Here is a 20,224-nt window from a genome sequence, read left to right on the forward strand (position 1 = left end):
GATCGTCTTTACATTACCAGACAGGTCGTAGCTGTAATGTGTTGCAAAGGTGGGAGTAAAGGTACTGGCGGGCAATCCCCATGAGGGGTTGTGCACATCGAAGAACAGGATGGAAGATACCCTTCCGCGCAGATTCTCCTGCGCGCGCAGCATAGCGCCGGATACGGAGCTTAGATCGGTAAGCGCATCGTCGTATATGGTGCGCACTACATCCATGCGCTGCCGCGACTGGATGAAATACCGGAGATCATCGTAAGGGTAGCTGACATTGTCGTAGGAATAGGTCACAAAGTCCGGATGCGCGGCATAGTTAACAGCCGTGGTAAGATCCCTTTTCTTGTAAGAGATACTACAGGGCGAGAGGTCAAAATCTGCCGTGGACGTCTCGGGGTAGGTACATCCGAGCCGCACTTCACCGCTCTCTTCGGGCCTGCCCTGTGCGTCGTACAGGTTGTACGTATACAATCCGCCGATGCGCTGCTTGCTGTTTTGCGAGAATATCTGCCTGCCGGCGGCATCGTAGAAGAAATAGGTGACATTGCCGTCAGGTGTCTTCTGGTAAATAAGCTGGTTCAGCGAATTATACCGGTAGTAAGACACTTTTTTATGGTTGGTAAGGCGGTAATTCGGGAACCAGTATGCGAGCGTGGAATGACCGTATATGTCTATGGTCGTGTACCAGTATTCTGCGGGGAACACATAGGTTCCGTCACGGTATTTGTCCACACTGGTGAGATCAAATCCGCTAAGCGGCTGCACACCCATCGGCGGAACAGTACGGCTCAGGTTACCTGCAAGGTCGTAATAGTATAGAGTCTGCTGGTATTGCTGCTGGCGACCGCAGTACAGGAGCGTGTCTTTGGAATAATTCAGCAGGTAGCTCATCATCAGTTTGGAAGTTTCCCTCACCGTAGAGTCGAAATACAACTGGTAAGCCGCCTTCCCGTTGTATACTGCTTCAAGCAACTGCGATTTCTCACAGTCGGATGTATCAAACGGAAACACCACATCTGATGTTTTGTTCAGCAATACATTGGAAGCTATGGTGGCATCTCCGAGCACAAAATCGGCATATCCCAGGCATTTCACCCCACTGAGAGCCGCCCCGCCCGCTGTAGCCGGTGCGGAAAGTGTAACTGTGAAGAAATGCGGGTCCATCCCCATTTCTACAGACGTAAACACAAAGTCTTTCGGAGATCTGCCGAGACGGAAATCCGGCACGTTCAGATACACATTGTACATATGATCGTCTGCGTCGAAATAGCGGTACCAGTAAACGCCATTCGCTTTTTGCGCAATGGCAAGAGCAGCACCGCTCACGCTTACCGGCACATTTTCAAACAGCAGTTCAGGGAACGGCTTATTGGAATATTTCGTGTTAATGGCGCTCAAGATCGTGTTCTTCAGCAGTGCATATCCTGCGGGCAATGCACCGGAAGGATTTGCAACATAAGCATACAGGTTGTTCTGACTGTTTTGCAGATATGGATTGCTGTAACTGAGATCGAAGCTGCCGTATGAGCCGAGATACGGCGGCAGCGAAGACGGTGCGATAGCGGCCAGCATTGCCGGTCGCGAAAGCCCGGACAGGCTGTATACATACGAGAGGTATTGCTGACGCAAAGTATTGGTGGCATAGTCGTCGGCACGGTACAGCTCATCCGTCCAGTAAGCAAATCCGCTGCAGACATCCGCCGTGGATGTACCATGCAGTACGGCATCCACTGCAGCATGAAGATCAGCTTTATCTTTTGCAGCAGGCGAGGAAGCGCTCAGGTGAAAACTGCGCAGCTTATAGGGATAATCAGTCCCGTTCAGTCTTACCAGTACATCCTCATCGGTGGAACTGGTTCCGGCCGGAAGCGTATAAGTGCATCCTGCAGGAGTAAACAACAGGTTGTCGTCGGCAGCAGTGTGGTAATTCCAGGCGACGTTCACTACCCCCGTAACGGTTGTAGGTGATATAATCGGAAATGGAGAGACTCCATTGATGTAATTCCATAAAGGCAATACCCAAACCGGGGAGACAGATCTCATATCAATCAGAAATACTGTGTTTCCGATGGGGCCTGAAGAGGTTGTTCCCTTTACATAACGGAACAGGTCCGGACCAGGTTTGCAATAAGCTTTTATCTTTGTTTCAAAGTCATCTGCCGATGCATTCAATACTTCCACCCTCACGGTACCTAACCCTTTAGGTGCGGTAACGTAATCGGATAATGCACATCCCTTCATAAGGTCTACATAGTCGTCATATTGATACTGCTTATTGAAATGGTAGTTGAGGTAATTGGTAAGCGTACGCATATACAGAGGATGGTTCGCAGCTATCCCCTCGTTTCCATAACCCCAGTACGTTTTATCGGTTGTCTGGAACTGGTTTATCGCATTTTTGATATCGAGACAGGTAATCGCACCATCCATTTCACCCGCGTCCGCCACAGGATCCATGAAATTGATATCTTTTGCCATTACCCAAAAGCCTGCATCTTCCGTACAGGTGGAGCATCTTGCATACAGCATCGCGGTATGGCCTCCTATCACTCCCCATCTTCCGCCGGGGTTCGACTCGTTGAGGCATAGCCCTTTGGTAAAGGTTACAGGGTCTGAAGCATCCTCGTACGTTGCTACATAATCATGAAGGTTCTGGAATGCAGCCGCGTTATCGGGGTGAATACGCAGATAAGTGACTTTAGACAAATAGCTGAGCTTTAGCTCGAGGTAACGACGTTCCGTACCATCAATAAAATAATTAGGATCGTAGGAAGGGGCGCCGCAATAGATCCGGTTGTCGGGTAAGAAGCGCAAAGTTGCCGTTACGTCTATAGGATATGCAACCCCGATAGGACCGCCGGGTGGAGGCCATGGAGATGAAACGGGGATGGAAAGAACAGCAGCAAGTTGATCGGTGAATGCGTTTCCCGGGAATGATACCGAAGCAGTTCCGGTACCGGGGGCGCTTCCTATTCCTAACGTTGCACCGCGTATAGCAGATATTACGCCCGCATCGTTCATGAAATCTTTCAGGCCGGTATACAGGTCGGCAGATCGGCAGGTAAAGTTTTGCGCCTCGCGCTTAGACTTCTCTATATCCGGTTGCAGACCATAAGCATACAGGAACGGATGACACATATGACTGGCCGCACTGCTGTAAGAACCGAATGCGGCAATAAGCGCATTCCGCACTACCTCGGGACTTAAAAGTGCTCCGTTTGCCAATTGCGACTGTATCTGGCTTGTGAATATATCCTCCTTGGCGATATCCATTCCGCAATTCGCAAAGGCTGTCAGCAAGGCGCTTACCTGCGCGCCCTGCAGCTCTGCCTGAACCTCGTTAAACTCATCTCTCAAAGCAGCCTGATCTAAAGAGTTGGTGCCGTTAAGTGCATCCAGGTAAGCTTTTTTACGGTCTGCTCCCATGGCGTCGAGATCTTCGTCATCCTTCGGATAGATGGCGCCCGAAGCGCTCGCACTTTGGAAGCTAAATGCAGAAAATACAGCGGGCTCTACAAACGTCATTCTGTTTTGCAGACAGGGACTACAGTTCCCGGGCATAACCATATTATCAAAAATCTGCTGCTTCAGCATGTTATGATTGGACAAGTAATACCCCTTAAGACGTTGAAAATAATTTTCTTCTATTTCAGGAGACGTAAATATCTTACCGCATATCTCACTTGCATAGGAGGTTACGGCACATATATTATTGGGGTCCTGTTTTCCCAGCCCGCAGTATGCATCGATCATTGCCAGGTGATCCATCTGCATCCTGTCGTTGAGCGCGCGGAACATACCGCCCAACGCCAGCGGATTAAGCGGAAAATACCGGATCGGATTGATTCCGGCTTCCGTCGGGGATAAGAATTCCGTGTAATTCAGTACGGCATCAAGCAAAGAATTGGCATTTGCAAGCGGATCTTTGGCTACAATATCCGCGAGATTGTACATACCTTTTGCTTTTGCCTGTTGTACATTTTCAAGCGCACTGAATTGTTCTTCAAAATCTGTATTCACCACACCGCAGGCAAGCAGTTTACAGTATTCGGGGTGCAAGGGCAGCAGTGCTTCCGCTATCTGATCGTTGAATATCATCCGGAATTGTTCCGGATCCATGTTTTTGATATCTGCGTCATGGTATAAAACGCCGCCAATCATGATATCCGGGTAGTGAAGACAGGGGCTCTGGTAACGGTAATAGGTAGTCAATCCGTTAAACCGTTCTGTAATATTTTCAGATTCGTAATACACATGGTCGCAATAATGGTGTCCCCAGGTCATTCCGGCTGTAGTATTTAAATCCCGCTCACGTATCAGGTAAATGGTCGGATCTTCGTCATGCGTATAAAAGCGTCCTCCATGAATAGGATTTTTTGAATAGTACTCCACATGCCATATTGTATCGCCGGGTTCATATTCACCGCAATCACAAACCGAAAGAATCGCTGTATACACTTCATAAGCGCCCTTACTTCCGTCCGGTCTTATAAAATCTGCATTCCAGTGATTAACCCTGTCTGGGTTTGAAAATTCATTTCCGTCACATTCTAAAGCAGATGACGGGCAAAAAGGAGCCTGGGCGGCTAATATCGGATTGGTAAAACTTTTGGGGTTACAATATGCGTCCCTATGTTTTGGAACTTCTACAACGCTTGTTTTTTCAGCAAGCGGGAACATAATGCAGGAACACTTTTTAAACAGACATTCTGTACAGCAATAAGAAGAGTACATATGCTTATCCGTACATCCGCAGGCATTATCAGCATCATCACAGGATCCCGGTGTAGACGTACATTTTACAGCGCATGGAGACGCTGTTCCGGGTGTCAGTTTTGACTTATCGGTCCAATAAGGGCTTAATTCCATTATAACTGAAAAGATAGAATTCGGCAATTGATCTTTAAACGACCCGTCTGCATTGGCCTGGTAAGGGCCATACTTCGCTTTGGGGTACAATTCACTCATCATTTCACGCTTGTTCTTATCGCACTCATTATCGCTGGGAGCTTTGGGGTTGGTCCGGCAAGGGAAATTTGCCTGCTCAACCGCAGCACGTATGAAATAGTCTTCATCTTTATAACAGATCGATTCATTTTCCTTAATAAAGGTTTTAACCTTATCGGTGATCTGGCTTTCAGAAAAAGAAAGCCGCTTTTCGATCATAAACTTCCCTTTCGGAAGATTATACGTTCTTACGGGAGACGTGAGATACCTTGAATAAAGACGTAAGCCCGTAGTTCCGCCAACAGAAGCCGGTTCAGGGGCACCGAAAGAGCCGTTAATGGCCAGGTCGGGGTACGATACGCCACAATCATCAAACACCTTGATATCCACATTCGCATCGGCAAAGATGTATTTGTTTATACAGGCAAGATAACCGAAGGTCTTTGCGCGGTATTCCAGTGTGTTGCCTCCCGAGTTGTCGTCGTTATAGATAGTGGTAAAACTGCTGATAGCACCGTTTTCTCTTGTTTGCTGTGCATTTTTCAGCAGATCGGTACAGACGGTTTCTCCGGTAACAAAATTGGCAAGCGGCGACAGGGGATATAAGGAAGCTGACGGACTTGCTCCCTGTAACCCGCTGACGGTAACCTTTCCCTGGTGATTGAGGATCGAGTAGCTCGATTGTCCGTTAGGATCGGTAACGATCTGCTTTGTGTAAAAACTTTCTTTACCGGCCTCATTCCCCAGATATTTATCCAATTCCGGCTGAAGCGGAGAGGTATACTCATATTGGGTTCCATGTCCGTTCCACAGTTGCTGCCTCATACCTGCCCCACCCTGGAACAGTACTTTGTTTGTGTTGTCAGGCGAATAAACTGTTTGCACGAGCGGATAACCTTCTGCATCCGGCACAAATTGCTGCATACCGCTTTTGTCGGGGTTGGCAGAGGAATAGTAAATATTCGCTACAGACGATGCGGCCAGTGCGGGAAATGCACCCGGACGACTGCACCCGGGCAATTGATCGATATCCGAAGCCTGGTATGGATTGGACGTGCTGCTGTTTAATAATATGGAACGATTGTAATAAAGACTTTGCTGGGATATGGGTGTAGGCAGAGAAACAATGGCCGGACGTCCTTCATAATCCAGCACTTTATCCACGCCTATCACCTGATCGAGATTGGTATTCAGGCGGGTCTGGGTCTGCCGGTCTTTCAGTGTGCCGTCGAAATAATTGATAACATGCTTATACTTGCCCTGCTCGGCAAAGTTGATGGTATATTGCCAGTTAAGACTATCCCCCGAGTGGGGATTATCGATAACAAGTGCATAATTGGTAAATGAGGTAGAAACCGGAGACAGTGTTCCCTGGTCAGGCAGCGACCAGGGGCCGTATTCCAGTCGGGAAAAATCGGTCAGGCTCGGACGAACCAGGCGCCAGCGATGCACCAATGCCCCGTGCTCGTAGATGACAGGTATCTTGAATAGTGGCTGATCCAGTTGTATTCTTGTTGCATTTCTTTTAAAATTGTACACTACGCTGTTCGCGGGAAATGCGTATGAAGCAGTACCGGTAGACCGGTTGAATTGGTAATCGTCCACATAAGTCCATTCCAGTTCATACAACGCAGGCTTATATTCAAGTCCCGCAATAGCTGAGCCGGATGGTGTAGCTCCGCCTGGCGAAGCTGACAAGAAACCATTTACCTGCCAATACCGGCTTCCGGAAGTGGCATAGTGACTTACATACCGGGTTACAAGGTCGTATCGCTGCGTAATTACCTCTGTCTGGATAAAGAAGTGTTTTGCGAGCTGATCCGGAGACACTACAACCCACATACCGGATGTCAGTTTCCATACCTGGTTTATCTGGACACTGTATTTATGCCTGCCCTGGAAAGTATAGCTGGCCAGGTCCTGGTATTTTTGTAGAGAGTCAGGATTGTAAGACAGTTCCAGCTCAACGTTGAACGGGACAACTGTTTCCGAAGGGTCAGGGGACGTGGGCTGAACAGTGATCTGAACCTTATACTTATAAGCGGTCTGGACGAAACCCACCGAAGGATCAACTCCTATGGTAATTTTATCCCGGACACTTTTAAAAGTATAAGTACTTACCGAACCCGAGTGTGCGGCAAGATCATTAAATTCCGCACTGGCTACACTCGGAACTGTATAAGGCCAGCTATGCGGACCCGTACCGAACGAAGCGATGATGTCCGACCAGGACTTTCGCTGGCTCATTGCATCCGGCATGAAACGGAAATCCTGAGCGTTTACCGAAGAAATGAGTATGAGCAGTGCTGCAAGCACCAAAGACACCTTTTTCATAATAGATTATTAGAGGTATTCAACTTTATAAGTATGCCAGGCCTCAGCAGGTCTGATATGTTTGTTATTAATGTAAAAGAAGCGGTCCGCCGACAGCATATCCGCCCGGATATCCGTATCCACATTGTAAGCGGATAGTTCATATTCGTACTTCTTATCTTCTACGGTAAATCGCTGTATCACTTCAAACGATTTCATTTTTAATGTTTGTTTATTCGCCTCAACTTTGAAATCCGAGATTTCGCCGATGCCAAAATGCACATTGATCTTATAAAAATCCGCGTCCGAAGAGTCGATCTTTACGTAGCTTCCCGCAATACCCAGTAAGGTGTTGCGCATTTTCTGCATCCACTGTGCACTCCGCTGATTCGTATCTGGTTTTACGAAGCCTACATACACCGTTTTGCTGCTGTAATCGGCCTGAAAATAACCGTTGCCGCTACGCACGGAAATTTGTTGCTGATTACTGTCGCAATAAAAGCCGGGAGTTGTAAGCAGTTTTCCGTGAAGCTGCTTCTCTACTTTACCCCCTGTGCGTATGGCCATCACATAATCATAGCGCATCGAATCTGCTGTATTAGCAGTAAAAATTCTGTCAAGCAATGTTTGCCCCGATGCAGCGTGTGCATACAATACCGGCACAAGCACGCTCAGTAAAAAAAGTTTACGCATGTTTCTATTTTTTAGCATTCGCTCTTCTGCTTTCGCTGATCGTTACTATACCCCTGCTTGTCTCTTTCTTGGTTCTTACAAGCAGACCTTCCTGATCATACTCAAAGAATGTAGCCATATTCTGTTCATCCAATTGGGCCATCAGGCGCATACTCACCGGATCATACACAAACGACTTCATATTTGATTCCATAGGAAGTGCACGGAAATCATCCAGGTAGATACCGCTTGGTCCGGACAATGTGACGGCAGATCCGGCGGTTGTACCGCTCAGGTCAAGCGTAGTGGAATACAGCCTCCAGTCGTCTATGTTGCCGGTCTGCGCTTTCAGATAAATATCCGCACCGCTTCCGATTTTGAGTCTCAGAGCACCGGTTCCTGTTTCAGCGAGTGTTCCTTTCGCCCACACCTGTACGAGATACTTCTTACCCGGGGCAAATTTGAAACGGGCCAGCTGAGTAGCGCCCGGATCCGCCACATCAAATCCGAAATTCAGCGCTGCATTAGTCTTAAGCGAATACAAACCGGTATGAGCCTGATCACTGCTTACTTCCATTCCACCGCCAAAGACAGGGGCCAGATTGCGCTTATAGTAGGTTTGGTTGTACATAGTGAAAGTGGCACCGGCATCTGTTCGCCTGTCTCCGAACAGGAGTCCGAACGCGCTGTACGCATCTCCTTTAAGGAACAATTGCGCAATCGTCTGAGCGAGCAGAGTTGTGTAGTCTTCAAAACCTTCAAACATAAACTGCTGCAAGCGGACATTTGATGCTACCGCGACCGGAAGCGATTTGTTGTAACCGTACTGCACAGACGAATAATTGTCGATCGCATCTTTCTCTTCAAGTGCATTTCCAAAAATATCATAGCGTGTTATCAGCGACGCACGCTTCCAGGACTGACTCAGAGAAAGTACGGGCTCTAAAACATCGGTCGGACCATCGCATACACCTGTCGCAGCTACCTTACCGTTGTTGAGGTTCCATAAAAGTGTCGTAAGACTGAAGAGCCCATCCGTTCCTGTATAGGTTTTGACATAGCTCCTTTCTGCTAACGGCATATAGGTTGCGGCAGTGCGGTAGGTTCCTTTGGTGCCCAATACGTAAGGGTTGAATTGTTCGTACCTGTAATCACCAGGTATTGATGCTGAATTCAGGAATCCTTCGTACATCTGGGCTTCGTCTGTGAACGTATTGCCGCTAATGTCGAGCAGATCTGTTTTGCGATTGAAAAGGTCAGTGATACCCAGGCTTCCCGGATCAATTGCATCGTCTATATAATGTGTGCTTTGAACGGTTTTGTCCAGATTATTCCTTCTACCTGACCGGATCACTTTTACCCTTGCATTGCGGATCATTTTGTACTCCTGCGGCCATGTGCTAACGTTAACAGAGCTGGCGTCGAACTGATCTTTAAATCTCGGAGATACCATAATGCCGCAGGGTTTTACGGTAGTGGGTGCAGAGCTTGAAGAGCCGCTGCCATCGTCAGTACCGGAAGATCCAGGCGAGGATATATAGGTTGTCTCGGATAGTGTATCTAGTCCGATAGGATTACATGTTGTCGGGTAAAAGATTAAAGGCAAGGTTTTCCCGCCATTTATTTTAACTACTCTGTAAACAGAGGTATAAATTTTGCCGGGATGTACCAAATTGAAAACGTAGGCCATTATTGGAATGGCATTCACCTGATAATATCCATCGGGTAACGGGAAATTAACAATGTCTGGTCTAGAGTCCAGGAAATAGTAATCAAATTTTATAATTGGTTTGAAACCATTCGCAGAATTATCCGAACTGAAATCATTGGCTGTATTTGAATTCAGCCTTCGAACGGAAATTATTGTAGGATAAGATATCATATCGATATAACAATTCTCGCTGGTAGTGCCTCCTTTTTTTAACGAACCGTTTACCTGCAAATTTCCCATTGGTGGACAATCCGCAAAAATCTTCACCTGCGTACATTTGCCTTTTACAACCGTAAACGATTTGGTTGACGTAACAGGAGATCCTGCATATTTGACCTCGCAGGTGTAATTTCCCTCCAGCAATGTTGTATTGAACGCATAATCTGCGCCGCAGATATTACCCGGAGTAACTACGGATTTATTTACCGTACCGGTAGCTTTGATCACGCCGGAGCTGTTTTTGATCGTAAATGCAGCAGTCTCAGACGGGAAGGTGCAATATTTATTATCCTTAACGAGAGCCACGCTTACATCACCATTCCCGGGAGGGTCAAGTGGATCAACTCCGGCACCCATTACCCATACTTTGAATGTTCCGTTTCTTCTTGTTGTTACAAGGAGTTCGTCACCGGGACTAAAGCGATCGAAGTTTTTTGTATAAATGAATCCATCCCTGTTTGTATTGACGGAGAAATCCGCTACTTCCTGGTAACCGTCATTGGTGTAAGCAGGACGCATACCCTCATAAGCCATGTATGCAGGATGTACGACGCTGTAATTATATTTATTGAATTCGTTATTTACCCTCGAAAGCAGCACACCTCCGGTTTCCGCGTCGTAAACGAGATTTTCGGTAGTCGTTACAGCATGATGATCGGTTTGTTCCACCGACTGAACAATTCCATATTGTTGTATTACTTTGGAGGTAACGAGACTGTAAAATCTATTGGACTTAAGATCTGAGCTTTTGAAATAGGAAGGAACCGGGATGGGTATTGTAGCCCCTTGTATCACATTCAGATTATACTTTTTCTTTTTAGTGGTGGTGGATCCTTCCCGCGAACGGCTGTCAATTGTGTAATCCACATCCTGTCCCAGAATCACTTCTTTCAGCTCGTAGAAATTTTCTGTACCACGTTTTCTGACCACTGCAGTTACATTATTACTCAGATTCCCGCTATTATTTATACGGTATTTTGTAGTCTGACCGGATATGAGTTCCGGCAATGGATTTCCGGATGCCGTTTTATGAACAACATAATTGCGCGTGTATTTAGGCTTTCCGTGCATATCGTTCAATATCACTGAATACCCCTGCGTCACCCTCGCATCATTTTCCTGGACTCCGAAATCAACGTTTTGGGTCTCATCGGCGTTTTTGTCTGTGTAATTCACAATAATCGGGAAGTCCCTGGCCGTGTAAAACCCATATTCTTCATACGATTGAGACGATCTTCCGTAATTCTGATGTATACTTCTGACAGTTACCTTTGAATACCCGACAGCAGCAGGTGGGTAGACCCCCTCTCCAAATGGTTCTTCCTGGAAAAAATCGATAGACGGCATACCTTTAAATACTTCCGCCGAATACGGAACCGGTTGCCGGAATGGATTTTCATCTCCTCCCTGTATTGGTTCATAAGATGCAACGCCGCTACTGACAATTCCGAAAGTCGGATCGTTCATCGTGTAATCATAGGATTTACCGTAAGTCGCTGCCTGGCCTCCCGCCTGTTTGTCCCAGCTATCAGAAAGTGTCAGCTGTTTGACACGAATACCTCCACCGCGCTTGGTTAAACCGGGTACCTGAAGTCGGATAAACGAGCGATCAAGTGCAACTACCTTTGACTTACCTTTATTCAGGAAAGTTTTGAATGGATTTTTTTGAAGAATCGTATTGGTTAACTCAGGAATAAGTCCTGCGAGGGCCAGCAATATACCTGCCGGATCAGTCGCGCTGATATTATAATTGTCATAGAAATACTGAGGCAGATAATAGCGTCCGGTATTCATGGATAAGCGTGTTGCAGGATGGATATTTTGTCCGTTCACATTCTCCAATTCCAATTCCACATAACCATAATCCGGCAAACCCGGGCAGACACCGACGTCCTTTATTTTAGCATAGCCTTTTATATCATCAAAGACGTTATTGCATCCGACATCAATAGCAAATGAATAATACAAATAGGTTTCGTTCTGAAAATAGTTGTCACGCATTGATCCTGTAACTTCCGCACCAATGTTCCTTTTGAAGTACACAAAGCGGTTAATATTATCCCTATCATTATAGAGATAATTTAAAGGCATTGGAGATGATGTACTTCCTATTCCAAATATTTTAAACATAGACATAGGTCGCTTATTCTGAACCGAAGAATAATCATCACTTTCGTAATCCACATGAATCTTACCGCCAGAAGGTAGTTTCACATCCGTAAGATTCCAGGATGCAGCGTAATAGTCCTGGGTAGACTTTGCTGCAGGGTCCTGATCACAATAGGGGAAATCGAAATTATTCTGACCTGCCACTGCCGGTTTATAGTTGCCCCACCTGTCCTTAGCAGCATAATTATAATCCGGGTTAGATGCATGATAAGTAAATTCATAAGGGCTCAGCATGTTTTTGTGAGAGTTTCCATAGCCGATATAAATGCGTTTCAATGTTAGCTTACCGGCAGTAGCCGACTCCGCATTCGGCAGACCTTTACACAAAGTATTGGTGCCGGTTTCGTATTGAAAGAATACCGTTTTAACCGGAATAGCAGCATCTCCGTTCAGAAAACGATCATGCTTATTGAACAGGCGTATAGAGTCAAGTTTGTACGAAGCTGTATTCGCATAACTGGAGATTGCACTTTTATAAACAGAAGGATATTTACTGTTAGAAGGTAAAACAGCTTCCATAGAACCATGCGCGTCCTGCCTGGGAGAAGTGTAAAACTCTGCTATGTAATTCTTGGACTCGATGGATTTCACGTGCCATAACTGACGGGACCCCATAACCACGTTGCCTTTCCCGTCTTTAGTATCTACAACAAATCCGCGGTCATAGTGCGCTTTATTGGATTGATAAGGAGCTTTCCAACGATAGTCATCATTTTTTAATTCATAATTGTATTTGACAAATGTACCGGGGTCGTCATTGGTGGGCCCGTCACCGAGGATATCAACATAGTCGTTGGATAAAACCTCGGTAAGCATATAGCTTCCCGCATGAGGCGGGGTAACTGTGGATGAATAAAAATGATCTCTGCCATTAGGATTTGAAGAACTGAACTCTGTCGCATCGTAGGTTACATACCTGTTATTCAGATCTATTTTTGAGGGACTCGTTTCATCGGCGGAGAAAGTGACTTCCCTGATTACATTATTCATTACAGGCAATCCGTAAACATAGCGGCGACCATCGGGCATCGTCTGTGTCAATTGTGCGAGTTGTGAGCCAGAAGCCTTATAAGCAAGGCTCGAACCTTTGTAAATTTCATTCTGCGGTTTCGCCGAAAGAGTCGGATTAGGGAAATTTCCGGAATAGCTGAGCGTTTTCTTTTTTACAGGCATTTCCGGTATTTTCTGTATTTCATCGAATGTTAATGCAGAAATATTGGTTGCACGTGAAGACCTGTCCATACCGGATGATCCGGAAAGAGCACGACCCGCAGTTACATTATTAAATACATAATTGCCGGGAAAGGGAAAGAAGCGATTTCCTTTTCCGGAAAACATGCTGAACGTAGTATCCGCAATGTAAGGGTCTGCATTAAAAAGTCCTTCTACTTCCTGAGACTGATCATATGTTAGTTCGCCCGCTTGTTTGAAATACCACGGCTCGAATAAACTTCCGTCAACTCTCTTTGCGAATGGCAACAAACTCCAGGCTCCGCTCATGTTATAAGTCGTTATCCTGGTAGCATCATCTCCTACTTCCCCATAGTCCTCGCCCGGCACACCGACTTCCTTCTGGCCGGAACGGATTTCACTCGGAGGATAAGCACTTACGTAAGGATCAAATACGGTACCAAGATCATTTCTATGAGCGCGAAACATACCTCCGACACCTTGCCCGTTTACAGAGAACACATCATACGTCAGGGAGGGCATCGGAAGATTTTTGATAGTCTTGTTATACTGACCGTCTTTTTCGCGGGTAAAATCCAGCATATCTTCTTTAGAGCTGTTTTGCATATTTAAATAGCCAAATCCCTTACGTGATCCATCCGTCTCATATTCAGATTCTACATATTGCCCCGAAACAAAGGCGCTTATGGTAGTTCCCGTCACAGAAAAGCCAAGTTTCCGTTGTACTATCTGGCCGGTTTGCGTCATCTTATTGGCGATAACGGGCACATAATTCTGCATTCCAACGGGTATTGTTTTTTGCGCCTGTACTCCAATCCGGGATGTCCTGTGTACAGCTCTGTCCGGATCTTTTGTACTTACTCCGTTGAGTTCAATACGTGCATAAGTACTCATGCCCAGCGATATGTCTTTAACTCCTGTTCGGGAATTCATGCCAACTCCTGCCTGGAAAGAGGCACCAAAAGGTAATTTGCCCATGAGTTTATCTGTAACGAAAGAGGCGGATGCATCAATATCCGCGCCGGTCTGGGTGCCAATACCCATGCCTATTCCGACACTACCCATCGGAGATTGCAACCCGAGTGATGAACTCACACCTGTGCTGAGTCCCCTGTAGTTATTGTACGCAACGTAAATCTGCCCTCCTCCGGTGACCGCCAACTGGGTTTCATGGCTTTGATCGGGAAGCTCTTTACCGAATATTTCGATTGCGACGTCTACGCCTAAACCGATACGTATATCTTTCTCTTTCTGAATGTGAATTTCTTTTTCGATGGTTTCCCCGTTCAGGTCATCCGGCAAACCTCTGACAGTTCTGTTGATTTCTCCGGGATTGATATTCCATCCCAGCCCCACCCAACTGGCTTCCTGCTCAATACCAACGCCACTGTGATAGAAAATATTAATGGGATAGCCTTCCACATCTATCAATGGTATATTGTAGTTGAAGTCTCCGGTAAACACATCAACCATTTCCGTAGTGCCAACAGGCTCAAACGACTGAACCTCCGGCTGCATTGGTCCGGAAGTAAGCGCATACGCACATGCGGGAAATACCAGCTGATATGTCAGAGACAATATTGTCACATGAGCTATTAATTTGAGCGCATTCTTTCTTTTCATAACGAACAGATAATGATTCTGAAAAATTATTTGAGTTGTACACCAGGCGCTGATGACAACAATGACTGCTTAAAGGATGAATTTATGGCTGGCGCCTGCCGGTATCGATCGTCGAAAGTGAGTAGCAGGTCTTCAGATGACGAACCGGTATTAAACGCCACTAGTATGGTATTATAAGGACTCAATCCGTAATTATTTTCATACTCGTATGCCACCGGGGAGAACGTTTTTTCTCCCGCCTTCAGCTTAATGTCCTGCATTGCTTCCTGTGCATAGTAGGCAACAGCTGCATCCGCCTCGGAAAGTGTTCTGGGCCGCATCACTTCGTCGGACGCGGCTGAAAGTGTCTTCATCCGGATCAGGAAATACACCACATTTTTTAATTCCGCAACGCGGGCCCGGAATATACTTTCGTTAAAAGGCTTGTCAGACTGCTCCTGACATGCCATATACTCCGGTGTGGCCAGCTGTATTGCATATTCATGATGTCCTATCTTATGCTCTATCAGATATCCGTTCTTCGGATCGCTCATATACTGCAGATAATCCCCGGGCGATCTGTCTGCAGGTTTGCAAGCGGCAAACAAAGCAACAAGTACCAAAAAGCTAATTACCTTTTTCATATTTATGATTTACAAACTCAATTGCTTTTTCCGTAACGTCAATACTTGAACTTCCATACAAAACGGTACCCCTGCCATTTGCACCAATAATTATCCTGTATCCCATTTCCTTTCCGAATTCTTCGAGTTGCGGGTTGAGACGTTCCCATACTTTCGCAGTCATATCCTGCTCCAGATAAGCCTGGTATTTATCAAATGCATTTTGTGCATTTGTCAGTTGAGTTGCCAGTAAAGGAGAAGGGTTAGTCTGATTTATCAGTTTAAGACTATCTACAGTGTTGCGTATTTTATAAAGATTCGACTGTCCCTCCAGCTCCATATCTTTTTTGAATTTGTAACCTCCCACTAAGCGCCCGATATCTATATACACTGGTCCATCCGACTTAGAAGGAGAAATGGATATTATTAAAGCAACGGTGCTGACAAGTACCGCTATCGCAATAAATATTCGATCAACAGCTAATTTTTTCATTGTTTATTTTTAAGGAAAAGAGGATTGTAATAAGTGAAAGGAATGATGAATTTTTTGTTCTGTCCGTGCAAAACAATTGCGGTATATTTTCCTTCATGTTTAAGCGAAACCTGTTGTTCGAGTTCAATCTTTATACGGTTATCACCAAGTTTTACCGGTAAAGGTTTGTCTTTGTAAGCCGTGAATGATCCATCGTTATCTACAATGCTTACGTTGAGCGTATCCGCATTCAATTCTGATATATACTTCAGGCAAAGTGACCCATATGCATTTATGCGCGTATCACCATTATGTCTGTCAAACTCATAGTAAGACTGTTCCACATCTGCCGCCATATATTCACTATCATCAATAATGGTGAACTTCCATACTTCGGCTCCGCCCAGCAGGATACCTTTGTAATACGCATCCACCGTCCACACATAGGGTTGCCATTTCTGTAAAGGACGCGCCGTAACCGGGTACACCGCAGAGGTACTCATTACGTTGTTGTCCTGGTACATCGCGTTGTTGCGTGTGATCGCGTTCTGCGGATTCTGTCCTGTCTTCAGCTCCGCCACCCTCAGCCGGTAGGTGAGCTCGCTCGCAAACGGGTAGTTCACCACCCAGCTCAGCATCGGGTTGTACTCATAGATCTTCGCATCATTGTCCGGACTCAGCAGGTTGATCAGGAACAGGTCGTCTACCGTCTGGTATACGCACGACTGTGGCTCATCTCCGGGGGTATACTCAGGACTCGTACCGGGAGGATACACACTCACGCAATACTCATACGTACCCTGAGGCAACTTGTTGTACTGCTGGAACAATTCCTTTAATCCCGGACTGGAGAAGTTCCAGACGGGAGCACTGATCATATCGCGGCTGACTTGTGTCACCCCTGGTTGCAGGCTGATATGGTACTCATACGTGAAGTTCAGTGCCGACTGCCGGTAGTACACCCGGCCCCGGACCAATACGTTCTGGCTCTGCTGACCCCGGTTCTCCAGCCGGTAATTGAAGATATTTGCCGGTGTGAGTTCCACCCCGTCGATCAGCGAGAGGTCCACGCCCAAACCTGTCTGCTGGGCATGTACCGCCTGCGGCTGCAGGCTCAATAACCACAGCAGCAGCAACAGCAACAAGCTGCTCCCCGCCCTGGGTCTGGTTACTATCCGGATGTTCTGTTCAGACATATGCTTTCCGTTTGTTTTATTGTGATTCAATCATTGATTTCTTCCGGTACACGCCATTAAAGCGATAGTTGATACCCAACTGCCCTACGTACAATTCCTGCGATGCTTCTGTTGCGTTCATCCGGTAACGGCTGTACCGCATCTGTAAGCGGACCGTCAGTGGCTTAGCCTGCATCGCCCAGCTCACCCCCGCTGTCGTGGCCAGGCGCTGAACGCCCCAGTCTGTCCAGGCTATGGAGGGACCCAGGTTTACATTCCACTGTTTGCCGATCGGCTGCTGCACTCCCAGCATTGCCGTATAGCTGCTCATCACCCCGTCGCCGCTCGCATAGTTCGCCGGCTGGTCGATCCGACCCAGGCTCGCATTCATGGTGAACTTCGGCAGGCTCAGCACATAACCCAGCTGCAGCGTTGCAGATACATACTGAAGTGTATCGGCAGTACTCTTGTTCCGGTTCCACAATGCCGTAAAGCGGTGCACGATCTTATGGCGCTTGATCTGGTAAGACGATCTTACCGTCCAAACCTCTCCCTGTACCGGCCGCTGCGGTACCGAAAGTGTATCTGAAGCCGAGCGGAACGTAGAAAAAGGTTTATAGCTGATGCCAACTGAAGGGTAGCGCCGTGAATGTGTTTTCAGGTCGATACCCCACTTGCGGCTGTAAGCATTACTGGACAGGTTCTGCTGTACCAGGAAATTATAATCCAGCTTCGTGGACAAAAAGCCTTTGAACAGGTCAAAAGAGGTGCCGAGCGTATAGCGTTCCGTTCCGCTGCGGATATACGGCAGCGTATTGTTCTCAAAAGAGCGACCCAGGTGCTCCCAGCCTGCTTTCAGCAATATGCTCGTCTTCGGTACCTGGAAGTCGGCCTGCCCGTTGATGGCGGAATGTTCCATATCAAACACCTGCTGCTGCCGGTATTTGATCGAAGTGGCTGCTTCCGTATGCAGTGTCAGGTATTTGCCCAGCTTGCCGTCGTATACAAAAGACGGGATCTGTGTCGGCGAACGGAACGACGGATAGGTAGCCCCGTTCTTCCCGATGAACTGGTTGTCGCTCATCATTGTTTTGGCAGGCATCGTCAGGTTGTACAGCAGGCTGAACTTATGGTTCTGTGCCGTGTGGTTATCCACGCGCAACAGCATGGTTGAATAATGATCCACATTCCCGTCGCGGGATACGTATTCCGTGCTGCCTAATGTGAGACCCGTACGCACTGCGCCTGCATCATAGCCCACGCTGAACCCCTTCAGGTTCTGGCCCGACATTGTGTAGGCCGATTCGTATTTATTGATGATCCCCGCATCGAAATGCGTCAGACCGGTTAAAAATTTCTTCGTGTTGCCTTCCGGAAGGATACCTACAGCAGATTTGGACAGGTCTTTATAGGAGGGGTCTCCTTTGCCCAGGTATTTGCTGCGTTCCGCCATGATCGCAGAGTCGATCATTGTCTTATTGCGGTAGTTTTCCAGCAGGCGCTCGTAATGTTCTGCTTTGCGTACGTTGTCTTCCAGTGAACGGTAGCGCTTTTCAAAGTCTGCTTTGCGCGCCAGTGTCTTTTCCTTGCGTTCCTGAAGGCGTTGGTATCTCAACTTTGTGCTGCTGTCTGCACCATTGCCCAGGCTGTCTTTACCCTTCTGTTCCAGTTCCGCGTAGGCTTTTTCCAGGTCCCCGTTGTGGCGGCTCAGCGTCCCGCTGTCGATCCCGCTCTCTGCTACAAGCCGGTGCAGCAGTTGCGTCTTCTGACCGCGAAGACTGTTTGCGTAGCTGCCATACACCGATTCCATTCCCGCGCCTTTACCCATGGTTTCTTTCAGCTTGGACTGGTATGCATTCAGGCGCTGCTGCAGCTTTTCCTTTGCTGTCTGTACATCGTAATGAAAACGCAGGTAGCTGGCTTTGGCCTTGCGGTTCGCGTCCTGGCTCGTATAAAAGCCTTCCACATTGAACGGAACGCCCATCAGTTCCACATCCAGGCTGCCCTGTACTTCCGAGTAGTTCTGGTCGATTACCGATTGCGGGTCCTGTGCATTGGCACGGTTCGTACTCACATCGATGTAGCCTTTGTAACGGCTTTCGTTCTTCACGCCCTTACCCAGTTCCCGCATCTGTGCACTTACACCCGAAAAATTGTTCAGGTCTGTAGCCACACCTGCACCCGGCACATGCTCAAGTTGCCGGCGGCCATTGCTGATCTTCTCCTTCAGGTCGCCTAATGAGGACAGCTCATATTTACCGATCAGGAATTCTTTGTAGTAGATCTGTGTATAGTCCTTATCCCCTTCATGCACCGTACGGCTCTCCATCCCTTTCACAGGACGAAGGCTGCGGTTTACTTTGCGCTGGCTCGCTTCTATCTGCCGGGAATTGGCTTTGCGGCTTGTTTTTGCAGTTGCCGCCTGTACCCCGCGGCTCAGCTGATGCTCCAGCGAAGCTTTCAGTCCCGAACGTTCCGGAAGCAGCGTGTCGATGTATTCCGTACTGCCCGTGCTGTAATACACAGAACCGTCTGACCCCAGAAGCTTGACTTCGGTGTAATAGGCACCTGCAGGCACCGTGCGCAGCTGGCGGATCACCTCTGAAAAAGAAGCGTTCGACCTACCCTCTTCCACACCGTCACGATACCGCAGATCCGCAAAATGAGCACCCTTACGAAGCTTTACGTCTGAAAAACGATAGCTGTACAAATGAACGGAATCCGTATCCCGAATCTGCCAGCAACGAATACGCACTTCCAAAACAGTATCTATACCACTCTGGTAGGATATACGCTGCGAAAAACCATGACTACGGCTATACTCAGGAAAGTCTGTCACCAGACGGATTCCCCGCTCCCACTGTGCGTAGGTGCACACAGGCAAGTATAGCAGTATTGTCAAGGCTATAGCTTTTAACAAAGTGTTGACGATTTGGATATGCGAACATACAATCGCACATGGAAAATTCAAAACCAGTAATAATTATATTAAGAACGATTAATTGCAAATTCTGTTGATAAAGTGCCAAAAATGGTGAATATCGCTATACACTTAGTAAATATTCTAAATTTGTTAAAGATCGTTAATTCACTATTATACAGTAATTTATACATAGATGACAATAGAAGAAAAACG

The 20,224-nt window shown here is 47.1% G+C and carries 7 protein-coding genes; all 7 read right to left on the reverse strand.

Going from position 1 to position 20,224, the window contains the following annotated elements; genetic code table 11:
• On the reverse strand, nucleotides 1–7,275 hold a 7,275-nt coding region (locus ABD846_RS08335; protein WP_344825162.1), incomplete at its 3' end, for an RHS repeat domain-containing protein.
• Between the two features lie 9 nt (nucleotides 7,276–7,284).
• Nucleotides 7,285–7,947: a hypothetical protein gene (locus tag ABD846_RS08340; protein ID WP_344825165.1), complete on the reverse strand. Its 663-nt coding sequence runs from the start codon at nucleotides 7,945–7,947 to the stop codon at nucleotides 7,285–7,287.
• A gap of 4 nt (nucleotides 7,948–7,951) precedes the next feature.
• Entirely contained in the window at nucleotides 7,952–14,839 is a 6,888-nt protein-coding gene (locus tag ABD846_RS08345; RefSeq protein ID WP_344825168.1) for a hypothetical protein, read from the reverse strand.
• Nucleotides 14,840–14,865: 26 nt separating this feature from the next.
• Entirely contained in the window at nucleotides 14,866–15,462 is a 597-nt protein-coding gene (locus ABD846_RS08350) for a hypothetical protein (protein ID WP_344825171.1), read from the reverse strand.
• Nucleotides 15,446–15,934, reverse strand: coding sequence for an OmpH family outer membrane protein (locus ABD846_RS08355; RefSeq protein ID WP_344825174.1), 489 nt, complete (start codon nucleotides 15,932–15,934; stop codon nucleotides 15,446–15,448). Before ABD846_RS08355 ends, ABD846_RS08350 begins: the two co-directional genes overlap by 17 nt.
• The gene (locus tag ABD846_RS08360; protein ID WP_344825177.1) at nucleotides 15,931–17,109 is read right to left on the reverse strand and encodes a hypothetical protein; all 1,179 of its coding nucleotides are present in this window, start codon (nucleotides 17,107–17,109) and stop codon (nucleotides 15,931–15,933) included. The genes ABD846_RS08355 and ABD846_RS08360 overlap by 4 nt, the downstream gene beginning before the upstream one ends.
• Nucleotides 17,110–17,125: 16 nt before the next feature.
• The gene (locus tag ABD846_RS08365; protein WP_344825180.1) at nucleotides 17,126–19,990 is read right to left on the reverse strand and encodes a hypothetical protein; all 2,865 of its coding nucleotides are present in this window, start codon (nucleotides 19,988–19,990) and stop codon (nucleotides 17,126–17,128) included.
• Between the last annotated feature and the right edge of the window lie 234 nt (nucleotides 19,991–20,224).

Origin of the sequence: Rurimicrobium arvi (assembly GCF_039540495.1) — a bacterium.
GTDB classification, from domain to species: Bacteria; Bacteroidota; Bacteroidia; order Chitinophagales; family Chitinophagaceae; genus Rurimicrobium; species Rurimicrobium arvi.

What these genes read in the sequence shown, in the direction of transcription:
- ABD846_RS08345 (WP_344825168.1), bottom strand. Translation starts at nt 14,839, where the DNA reads ATGAAAAGAAAGAATGCGCTCAAATTAATAGCTCATGTGACAATATTG.
- ABD846_RS08360 (WP_344825177.1), bottom strand. Translation starts at nt 17,109, where the DNA reads ATGTCTGAACAGAACATCCGGATAGTAACCAGACCCAGGGCGGGGAGC.
- ABD846_RS08350 (WP_344825171.1), bottom strand. Translation starts at nt 15,462, where the DNA reads ATGAAAAAGGTAATTAGCTTTTTGGTACTTGTTGCTTTGTTTGCCGCT.
- ABD846_RS08355 (WP_344825174.1), bottom strand. Translation starts at nt 15,934, where the DNA reads ATGAAAAAATTAGCTGTTGATCGAATATTTATTGCGATAGCGGTACTT.
- ABD846_RS08340 (WP_344825165.1), bottom strand. Translation starts at nt 7,947, where the DNA reads ATGCGTAAACTTTTTTTACTGAGCGTGCTTGTGCCGGTATTGTATGCA.